This window comes from Nostoc sp., from assembly GCF_054880495.1.
In genome coordinates, this window is the sequence record NZ_JBTYKD010000386.1 from 1 (window position 1) to 9,986 (window position 9,986).

Here is a 9,986-nt window from a genome sequence, read left to right on the forward strand (position 1 = left end):
ACACGAGAGCCTTTGGTTACTGGGCTCTCGTGTCGCCCACCCCACAAGTAGTAGTAATTTATTTCGTGGAAGTCCCTAAATGCGCGTAGGCGTACCCCTCCCAAGCAACGCCCAGCGCATTGCCCTGAGCTTGCCGTACCACTTCGTGGAAGCAACCTACGCGCAGCGCGATGCCCTGAGCTTGCCGTACTCCGCAGGAGTTGCAAGCTACGCGCAGCGTCTGGTAGAGAAGGGTCTGGCTGCGCCAACGCCAAGTCCGATCAGAACTTTCCAAGATTAAAAATTTTGAATTGTGATAGTAGTTCTCAATGGTGTGGAATACAGTAAGGAGCCTACAAATCTGTTAGCAGCCTTGCTTTTCTGAGAATAAATGTTAGTAAGGTTTCTTTTTTGGAAATGATATCAGCTGTAACTTCCATCCCTGGTTGAAGGGGATAGGATTTACCCCTCTTTTCTAAATAAAGTCTCTCTGCCTCAATTGTCACCTCATAGTAAGGCGCAATTGCAACGTTGCTGTTACCTTGAGATGTAATCGCATCGGCACTAATACTTCTGACAGCACCTTTGAGGGTGCCATAATCTGGGTATGGATAGGAAGAAAACCGCATTTGTACTTCTCCCTCTGGACATTTTGTGACTTGTACGACTTTACATACCTTGACTCTACTAATATCAGAAGCGGCAACACGGCCTTTGATTACTAAAGGGGCATTGTTGGGAGCAATTTGAGCGATCGCATCCCCAGCACGGACAACTTGCCCAGCATTTCTTAATTCTAGTTTGAGGATAGTACCTGCCTCTGAGGTCCGAATTACAGTTTTTTGCAGTTCGGTAAAGACTTGTCTGAGTTCTTGTTGAGCGCTGCTAATTTGGTTTTGGATTTCAACTTCACGTCTGATGATTTCCTCTTTTTCTTTGTTCAATTGAGCGAGGGTAGACTCACCCTTTGTCGATTCTTGGGCAATGCGTTCTTGGGCGATCGCCACATTAGCATCACTCGGATTCAGTCCAGCTTTAGCGCGTTCGAGTCTAGCAGTAGCAGCTTTAAAAGCTTCTTCTTTTTCTTTAATTTCGAGAGTGGCGATCGCCCCTGTATTTCCCAACTGCTGATATCGATTCAGTTCCTCTTTAGCTAATTCAAGAGAGGCTTCTATTTCTTGTACGTCTTTCTGAGTAGTGATTTGCTTATCTTGATAGTCTCTTTTGTTGCGACTAAAGTCTGCTTTTGCGGATGTGATCGCCTGTCCCGTTGCATTGGATTCAGCAGTCATTTGGGCTTTTAGCGCTTTGAGTTGTGCATCGATTTGCGCTCGTTGTAACTCATTCTGCTGGATATTGCCGAGTATTTGGCTTTTTTTACTTTGCAATTGAGAGTTGTCAATGAGTGCGATCGTATCTCCCTTTTTCACAACCTGATTTTCTTTCACCTTGATACTTATGATTGTTCCCTCGGCTGCTGCTTGCACTAACCGTATTTCTCCGGTTGGGCGGACGGTAGCATCAGCCTTCACGATTACATTGTATTGGATGATACTAGTAAGTCCGAAAATAGCGCCAACACTTCCAATTAAAAATATCCCTCCCAATCTTGTCCAGGTGCTGATTGGTGGAAGATATTCGTCGTTTTGGACTAGGCGGAGAAACTCTGGTTGGGGGTCAATAAGCATGGATGCTAAAAAACATTTTGGTTGTGTAAATAATCTAGCAAAAAAAATCTACCTAGCGTTAGCATCACGACCTAAATTTAGGGATATCGAAAAAATAAAAGCTCTCTTGCGTTTCAATGATATTTTTGGCAAAAATCCCATCATTTTGGCGTTTTCGCCCTCCAGGGCGAAAGCTGCGGCTTTTTTTCTATTACTGATAACTGCCTTGCCTGTATGTAGTTAGTATGTAAATACAAGGTTTGTATACAGCTAAGTTTAAATAATAATTAGCTGATTTTATTACGATCACCAAATCTTCATGATATTTATCTAAAAGTTTATCCTTTCTTTATTTATGTACAAAATTTTTGTATACTGAATGAAGCTTTTTTATAATTAATCAATAATTAAGCAAACTTAAGCCTTTTATATTAAAAGAAATTATATCAATTCAAAATAAATTTGTATAAAATAGTTGCAAAAAAGTATTTTTACGTACAAATATTTATTCAACAAGGCAGAATCCCAGCTTTGAGTTCTCTAGATTTTTTTAAGCATAGTTAGTATAAAAATGTTGCAATTTACTTTACTATATCTTTAAAAATCGGCATTTCTGTTGAATTATCAGTATTAATACGCGATAAGCTTAACTTATATATTCTTTGGCAAAATTCCGCTTTTAGAGCGTCATATTTATATTAATACTTGATAAATAAAAACTTATTTTTAATTAAATTTGTATAAATACTACCTATGTAGTATCTTTTTTAAAGGGGTGTAATACATATTTCTTAAAGAATTACTTGCTTGACCTTTTGAGCAAGAGTCGTATAATACTTCTATCGGCACAGAAAAAGTTACTAAATATACTTTTTTCATGTATATCTATTACTTTGAAGTGACGTTTAAACCCAACAATCATCACAGCGAGAACTAAGACTATGGAAAGCACATTATTCACCACATTAACCGCCAGCGAAGAAGCTATTTTCTCTGGTGGTTGGAAGACCAAGACACCAGTAAAGACTCCTCCTAAACCCACCACCCCCGCCCCTGTTGTCAAGCCCACCGTTATCACACAAGTAGCGGTTAACGTTGTTGCTGGTATTCTTAGTGGTACTTTCAGCCAAACCGCTGTAAACGATGCTACTGCTATTGCTAGCGGCTCTAGTGTCACCCAAACCGCTCTCAACGTCATAGGTAGCTAGTAAATAGTGAGGTTTAGTAGAAGGGAAAGAATAAACGTAAAGACACGATTAACCGCGTCTTTACTGGGATAAAGCGTCTTAAAATACTACCCTGTTGGAGCGGGTCAAGTTGTTTTTTGGCAAGCGATTAACTTTGTCGGTTATCGCAGTTATCCTAGCATACGTTTATTATTACCATCTGTTTTTCTTCAACAAAGTTAACAAAGGCTATCAACAGTTGCCATTACGCAACTGTTGATAAATTTAAGTAGTGCTTTTCCTACTTTACTCCTCACCTTGAGTAGTTAAATAAGGCAGTAAGCGCTGCTATTTGAGAAATGAACCAGATTCATCACAACCTAGTAATTTGTAAAGAATAACAAAACTCTTTTTACCTCACTTATTCCAAACGAATAAGCAAGTATGTCTATTCCTTTGGAGTCCCGGTGTTTTCTCTGTTGGCATATCTTTATCTTAACTGAAAGCAGCTTTGTAAAAAGTTCAAAACTAGCAACTTAGAGCTAGAATCTCACTGTATTTATTTGTTAAACCTGAGAGTGTCAATAGAAAATATATATGATAGTAAAACTAAACTGTTGGTAAAATTTCTAACCACGCAGGGACAAAACCCTGCTATTTTTTTAGGTTTTGTGACGATGTTATTGGGTATTATAAAACTTCATACAAAACATAGTCTAGCTAGTGTAGTCAGATATAGTCCAAGGTGATTTGGAACTATTAGAGTTGTTATTGGGTATTAGAGTCTGAAATGAAATACCAAGTTGTTACACAACATAGTGAAGAAGATTGTGGAGCTGCTTGTCTTGCTTCCATTGCCAAACATTATCGGCGTAATTTTACACTAAATCGCATCCGGGAAGCGGTAGGCACTGGGCAATTAGGAACAACATTGTTGGGATTGAGGCGGGGAGCCGAGTCACTTGGTTTTAATGCGCGTTCGGTCAGGGCATCAAAAGAAATATTAGACCGAATTGACCAAGCACCACTACCAGCAATCATTCACTGGAAAGGATACCACTGGGTTGTTTTGTATGGTCAGAAAGGCAAGAAATATATAGTTGCCGACCCAGCAGCTAACATCCGTTATCTCTCTAAAAAAGAATTAATAGATGCTTGGCCGGATATGGTGATGCTTTTGCTAGAGCCAGATTCGGTTCGTTTTTATGCTCAACCGGATGATAAAGTAGAGGGTTTTGGGCGCTTTCTGCGGCGTGTATCGCCTTACCGAGGCATACTATTCGAGGCTTTTCTGTGCGCCATTATTATCGGTCTGTTTTCGTTAACTTCTCCAATCCTGCTTCAAATTCTGACAGATGATGTACTAGTTCGGGGTGATACCAAGCTGCTTGGCGCTGTGATTATTGCCGTTGTGGGAATGAATCTTGTGTCAAGTAGTCTGCAACTATTTCAATCTAATCTGATTGCTCATTTTGCCCAGCGGCTTGAGTTAGGGCTAGTTCTGGAATTTGCCAGAACAATCCTGCGGTTGCCTCTGACTTACTATGAATCACGTCGAAGTGGCGAGATTGTTAGTAGATTGCAAGATATTCAACAAATTAATCAGCTAGTTAGCCAAATTGTTATCAGTCTGCCTAGCCAATTTTTTATTGCAGTGGTTTCTTTAAGTTTGATGGTGTTCTATAGCTGGAAACTCACCTTGGCGGCCTTCATTATTGCTATTGTGATGAGTTCATCTACGGTTGTTTTCCTGCCTACACTTCAACAGAAAGTCAGAGGTATATTAGTCTTAGACGCGGAAAACCAAGGTGTTCTGGTTGAAAGCTTTAAAGGCGCACTGACACTCAAAACCACTACTGCTGGCCCGCAATTTTGGGAAGAATTCCAGAATCGATTTGGTCGGTTAGCAAATCAAACATTCCGCACAATTCAGATTGGAATTATTAACAATATCTTCTCTGGGTTAGTTTATGCTATCGGCAGCGTTAGTTTGATTGGTTTCGGCAGCACCTTAGTTATTAGTAAAGAACTCAGCATCGGTCAACTGCTGGCATTTAACGCAATGAATGGTAATTTTTTGGCATTCATTGGTGTTGTGATCGGATTTATAGATGAATTAACGCGTGCCAAAACTTCCATCGAACGCTTAACAGAAGTTATCGATGCCACACCTGAAACTCAAGGCGATACTAACAAACCCTTTGTTAAAATTCCTAGCAATGCTAATATTATTTGCACAAATCTAAACTTTCACTACCCCGGAAGGTTAGAGTTATTGGAAGATTTCTCCCTAACTATTCCTGGCGGTAAAGTTATTGCCATAATTGGTACATCTGGCTGTGGGAAGAGTTCTTTTGCTAAACTGCTCGCCGGCTTATATACACCTATTTCTGGCAACATTCGCATTGGTATTTATAATCTGCAAGATTTAGCCCTTGATTGTTTGCGGCAACAAGTTGCTCTCGTTCCTCAAGATGCCCATTTTTGGAGTCGCTCAATTGTTGAAAACTTCCGGTTAGGTTCTCCTCACGTCACTTTTGAGCAAATTGTCACCGCTTGCCAAATTGCTGAGGCAGACGATTTTATTAGTAAACTACCTGAAAAATATCAAACTGTATTAGGTGAATTTGGGTCAAATATTTCTGGTGGACAACGCCAAAGACTGGCTATAGCAAGAGCGATCGTTAACGATCCACCTGTGCTGATTTTAGATGAATCAACTGCTGGACTCGATCCAGTTAGTGAAGCTCAAGTTTTAGATCAACTGTTGTTCCACCGCAAAGACAAAACTACGATTCTGATTAGCCACCGTCCTAGAGTAATTAGCCGTGCTGATTGGATTGTCTTGCTTAATCAAGGTAAGTTACAAATTCAGGGGACTGTGGAAGATTTGCGTGCCCAACCAGGAAACCATTTAGACTTTTTAACCCCTTGAGGGACTGACAAATAAAAAACATCCCAAGTTTTCTTGTGGGGTGGGCCGGAAAGCCATTGGTGTCAACTTCAGAAAAAATCTGCTTTGAGAAGACGTTTTGCCCTCATCCCCTAACCCCGAATCCCAAGTTGGGATTCGGGGAACTAGAGAATTTGCTCCCCTCTCCCAAAATTGGGAGAGGGGCTGTTCTTGTGAGGGTCAAACCTCGAAAGCATGGCTTGCCTAACTTCTAGGTTAAGTTGACACCAATGAGCTTTTTCTGTGCCCCTACCGCGTGGTCTATTTAGCTGAAAATAGCTGTAACTTGACTTCTCAGCATTAAATGTAGGTTGGGTGGAGCGGAGCGCAACCCAACTGATTATCAGAATGTTGGGTTACGCAAAGCCTCCACCCAACCTACAAGCTTGGCTGCAATACAGTTTTGACCTCTCTCCTACAAAGCTATCCATTAGTCACATCTTTCTTAAGATTTATACTCTTTGAAGTCAGCCGTGGGAATGATTGCAACTCTTGGTGGCTTTTTGAGTCCAAAGGGCGAGCCTGGTGTCAAAACCATTAGACATAGGAGTTAAAAGGAATGTAGAGACGTAGCACTGCTACGTCTCTACAAGGGTTCTGGGTAACGCATATTTAATTTCTGGAGATGTCTAATGCATAGCCATCGGCGTGGAGGAGAGACAAAACGCAGCTTTAGGCGAGGTGGGGTTCTTCGGGTTTAATAAGTAATCAAGCGGACATGAATAACTCCTGTACAGACGCGATTAATCGCGTCTCTCCTCCTGTACAGACGCGATTAATCGCGTCTCTCCCCGGCTAAGGCTGCAACACATCGATCGCAAATTAGCGGATGTTCTGCTGATTCTCCCACATGAATGGAGTAGTTCCAACAGCGATCGCATTTTACCCCGTCTGCTTTCACTACCCCAATTTCCCAGTCTTCAGTCTGCGTCGTATATTCTAATCCTTGCAATCCCTCAGCAGAATCTAATAATTCCACCTGGGAAGTCAGCAATAAATACCGCAGTTCGTCAATACCGTTACCCTTAACAGGATTGAAGGCTTTGATAGTATCGCCTAACTGTTTGTGAGGTACATAAATCAAAGCTTTCGCTTCCAGGGAAGAACCAATTAGTTTTTCTATCCTGGCTTGTTCTAACACCTTATTAACATCGGTGCGGAGTTGTCGCAGCGCTGACCAAAATTCTGCTAATTCTGGATTACGCCATTTTTCCTCTACTTGCACCCAACCGGCTTCAAACACCGATTTGTAAGGTGTTTTGTAAGGGAAATATTGCCAAATATCTTCGGCGGTGTGGCATAATACTGGTGCGATCGCTCGTGCTAAATTTTCTAAAGCTATTTTCAGCACCGTTTGACAACTGCGACGGCGGAAAGCATCGGTTGCACTGATGTAGAGCCTATCTTTGGCAACATCTAAATAAAAGTTGGATAAATCCACGACGCAGAAATTCTGCACTGTTTGGAAAAAGCGGAAGAATTGGAAACTCTCAAAGGCTTCCGTCACTTCTTCAAACACCTCGGTAATCCGGTGCAGCATATAACGGTCAAGTTCTGGCAATTCCTCGAAAGGTACTGCATCTTTTTCTGGGTCAAAATCATCCAAGCTACCCAATAAAAACCGCGCCGTATTGCGAATTTTGCCTCTAACATCGTTCAGCTGCTTGATGATATTTTTACCAATGCGGACATCGCCAGAGTAGTCTACCGAGGATACCCACAGCCGCAATACATCTACACCATAAGCCGGTTCTACTTTTTGATTTTTCCCGCCTTGAATGATTGTATTTGGGTCAACCACATTTCCTTCTGACTTACTCATCTTCCGCCCTTGTTCGTCCAAAGCGAAGCCATGAGTTAGCACAGTTTTGTAAGGCGGAATGTCATTTACCGCTATACTGGTAAGCAAACTTGATTGGAACCAACCGCGATGCTGGTCGGAACCTTCCAAATAGATATCAGCAGGATAGCGTAACTCTGGACGCTGTTGGAGGACAGCTGCCCAAGATGAGCCAGAATCAAACCATACATCCATTGTGTCTGTACCTTTGCGGTAAGACTTACCATTTTGGCGATAGGATTCCGGTAATAACTCAGCTACCGAGAGTTCCCACCAAGCATCAGAACCTTTTTCGGCGATAATTCCTTGGACGTGGTTGATAATTTCCTCATTCAGCAGTGGTTCTCCCGTGGCTTCATCGTAGAAAACGGGAATAGGTACACCCCAACTCCGCTGACGGGAGATACACCAATCAGAACGTTCCGCCACCATTGGCGTAATGCGATTTTCACCTTGGGCTGGAATCCATTTTACCGTGGCGATCGCCTTTAATGCTTCTTCTCTAAATCCTTCCACCGAAGCAAACCATTGTTCAGTAGCGCGGAAAATCGTCGGCTTCTTCGTCCGCCAATCATAGGGATACTTATGAGGATATGCTTCTTCTTTCAACAAAGAACCAGCCAACCTTAAGGCATCAATCACCGCCTGATTCCCATCACCCAGCACATTTAACCCCGCAAATTCTCCCGCTTCTTCGGTAAAATTGCCATTGTCATCCACTGGTGCAAGGATAGGCAAACCATAACGCAGACCAACAATGTAATCTTCTTGACCATGACCGGGTGCAGTATGTACCAACCCCGTACCCGACTCAGTAGTAATGTAATCACCGCCGACTACTATCTGACTTTCCCGGTCAAATAGAGGATGACGGTAAGTAATATGTTCTAAATCATTCCCCTTAAACGTGGCTTTTAGAGTTAACTTAACTCCCAACGTCGAAGATAAAGGTTCTATCAAATCAGCCGCAACGATAAGATAGCGGAACTTCACCCCCTCAGTCCCCCTCTCCGTTAACGGAGAGGGAGAAGCTACTTCCTCAGTCCCCTTCCCTGCTTGCAGAGAATCAGAAGAAACTTCCTCACTCCCTCTCCCTGCTTGCGGGGAGGGGGTTGGGGGGTGGGCTTCCACTTCCACCACTGCATAATTCAAATCTGCATTCACCGCCACAGCCAAATTCGCCGGAATTGTCCAAGGTGTAGTTGTCCAGATAGCCACACCCAAATCTGACTGATATTCTGCCAACTGTGGTTTTACAGCTTCCGGCAAACCTGTGATGGGAAAAGCTGCATAGATACTGCGAGAAACGTGACCTTCTGGATATTCCAACTCAGCTTCCGCCAAAGCCGTTTTAGAACTCGGACTCCAGTGAACCGGCTTCAAACCGCGATAAATGTAGCCTTTTAAGAACATCTGACCAAACACGCCAATTTGAGCTGCTTCATATTCTGGCTTCAGAGTTAGATAAGGGTTGTCCCAATCCCCCCAAATACCGTAGCGTTTAAAATTTTGACGCTGCTCGTCTACCACCGCTAAAGCAAATTCTTTCGCTTTCTGCCGCAATTGTAAAGACGTTAAATTTTGCCGTTCTGCTGACTTCATGTTCTGCAAAACTTTTAACTCAATTGGCAATCCGTGACAATCCCAACCAGGAACGTAGCGAACTTTACGCCCTTGCAGTAGTTGGTAGCGGTTAATAATATCTTTGAGAATTTTATTTAAAGCATGACCAATATGCAGTGAGCCATTAGCGTAGGGAGGCCCATCGTGCAGTATAAATAATTCACCGGGGTTATTTTCGGAGAGGCGATCGTAAATTTTATTATCTTCCCAGAATTTTTGGATTTCCGGCTCCCGCTTGATGGCGTTTGCCCGCATCTCAAAGTTAGTCTTGGGTAGGTTGACAGTATCTTTGTAACTTCCTGATTCGGTCACAGTCTCAAGCCTAGAATTAGGTGTGCAGGTTTTATTAATTATAGAAGATGGCATCAAAATCAAAATTTGCTATTTTATCAGGCTACCGTATACACACAAATCTCTGTTGATGCAATTTACGGTTTATCGAATAGCCCAAAGAAACCTCACCCTGGTTCTGCTATGCAGAACCTGTCCCTCTCCTTATTAAGGAGAGGGATGTCCGATAGGACTCTTGGAGGATTTTTGGGTAATTGGATAACTTGTGTGTACACTGTAGCTCTAATAGAGAAGGAGGGTTAGGTTTGGCGTTAGCTTTTCCACATAAGCTGAAAAGTCAGGGGATTAATCAGAAATTTTACGGAGTTGAGAGTTTTGAACCTCACACGACTAAAAGTCGCGTGATTCCTGCTTCAACGATCTCTGCCTGAATTACTCCAGGTCTTACAAGTTCTCCACAGGCGTTT

General features: G+C 42.4%; 6 protein-coding genes. 3 read left to right on the forward strand and 3 right to left on the reverse strand.

Going from position 1 to position 9,986, the window contains the following annotated elements; genetic code table 11:
- Together ACYTXL_RS32830 and ACYTXL_RS32835 are read right to left on the reverse strand one after the other, a co-directional pair.
- Positions 1-248: hypothetical protein (locus ACYTXL_RS32830; RefSeq protein ID WP_461928242.1), on the reverse strand; the 248-nt coding region annotated here is incomplete at its 3' end.
- Between the two features lie 84 nt (positions 249-332).
- Complete coding sequence (locus ACYTXL_RS32835; RefSeq protein ID WP_461928243.1) at positions 333-1,667, reverse strand: HlyD family efflux transporter periplasmic adaptor subunit; 1,335 nt, start codon at positions 1,665-1,667, stop codon at positions 333-335.
- Here ACYTXL_RS32835 and ACYTXL_RS32840 point away from each other — a divergent pair.
- The 3 genes from ACYTXL_RS32840 to ACYTXL_RS32850 all read left to right on the forward strand — a co-directional run bounded on the left by ACYTXL_RS32840 (position 1,666) and on the right by ACYTXL_RS32850 (position 5,747).
- Positions 1,666-1,890: a hypothetical protein gene (locus tag ACYTXL_RS32840; protein ID WP_461928244.1), complete on the forward strand. Its 225-nt coding sequence runs from the start codon at positions 1,666-1,668 to the stop codon at positions 1,888-1,890. The genes ACYTXL_RS32835 and ACYTXL_RS32840 overlap by 2 nt on opposite strands.
- Before the next feature lie 697 nt (positions 1,891-2,587).
- Entirely contained in the window at positions 2,588-2,854 is a 267-nt protein-coding gene (locus ACYTXL_RS32845; RefSeq protein WP_461928245.1) for a hypothetical protein, read from the forward strand.
- A gap of 748 nt (positions 2,855-3,602) precedes the next feature.
- On the forward strand, positions 3,603-5,747 hold the full coding sequence (locus tag ACYTXL_RS32850) for a peptidase domain-containing ABC transporter (protein ID WP_461928246.1): 2,145 nt from the start codon (positions 3,603-3,605) through the stop codon (positions 5,745-5,747).
- Positions 5,748-6,540: 793 nt separating this feature from the next.
- Here ACYTXL_RS32850 and ileS read toward each other — a convergent pair.
- Positions 6,541-9,540, reverse strand: a complete 3,000-nt coding sequence (ileS, locus tag ACYTXL_RS32855) for an isoleucine--tRNA ligase (protein WP_461928247.1) — start codon at positions 9,538-9,540, stop codon at positions 6,541-6,543.
- Between the last annotated feature and the right edge of the window lie 446 nt (positions 9,541-9,986).

What these genes read in the sequence shown, in the direction of transcription:
- ACYTXL_RS32850 (WP_461928246.1), top strand. Translation starts at nt 3,603, where the DNA reads ATGAAATACCAAGTTGTTACACAACATAGTGAAGAAGATTGTGGAGCT.
- ACYTXL_RS32840 (WP_461928244.1), top strand. Translation starts at nt 1,666, where the DNA reads ATGGATGCTAAAAAACATTTTGGTTGTGTAAATAATCTAGCAAAAAAA.
- ACYTXL_RS32835 (WP_461928243.1), bottom strand. Translation starts at nt 1,667, where the DNA reads ATGCTTATTGACCCCCAACCAGAGTTTCTCCGCCTAGTCCAAAACGAC.
- ACYTXL_RS32845 (WP_461928245.1), top strand. Translation starts at nt 2,588, where the DNA reads ATGGAAAGCACATTATTCACCACATTAACCGCCAGCGAAGAAGCTATT.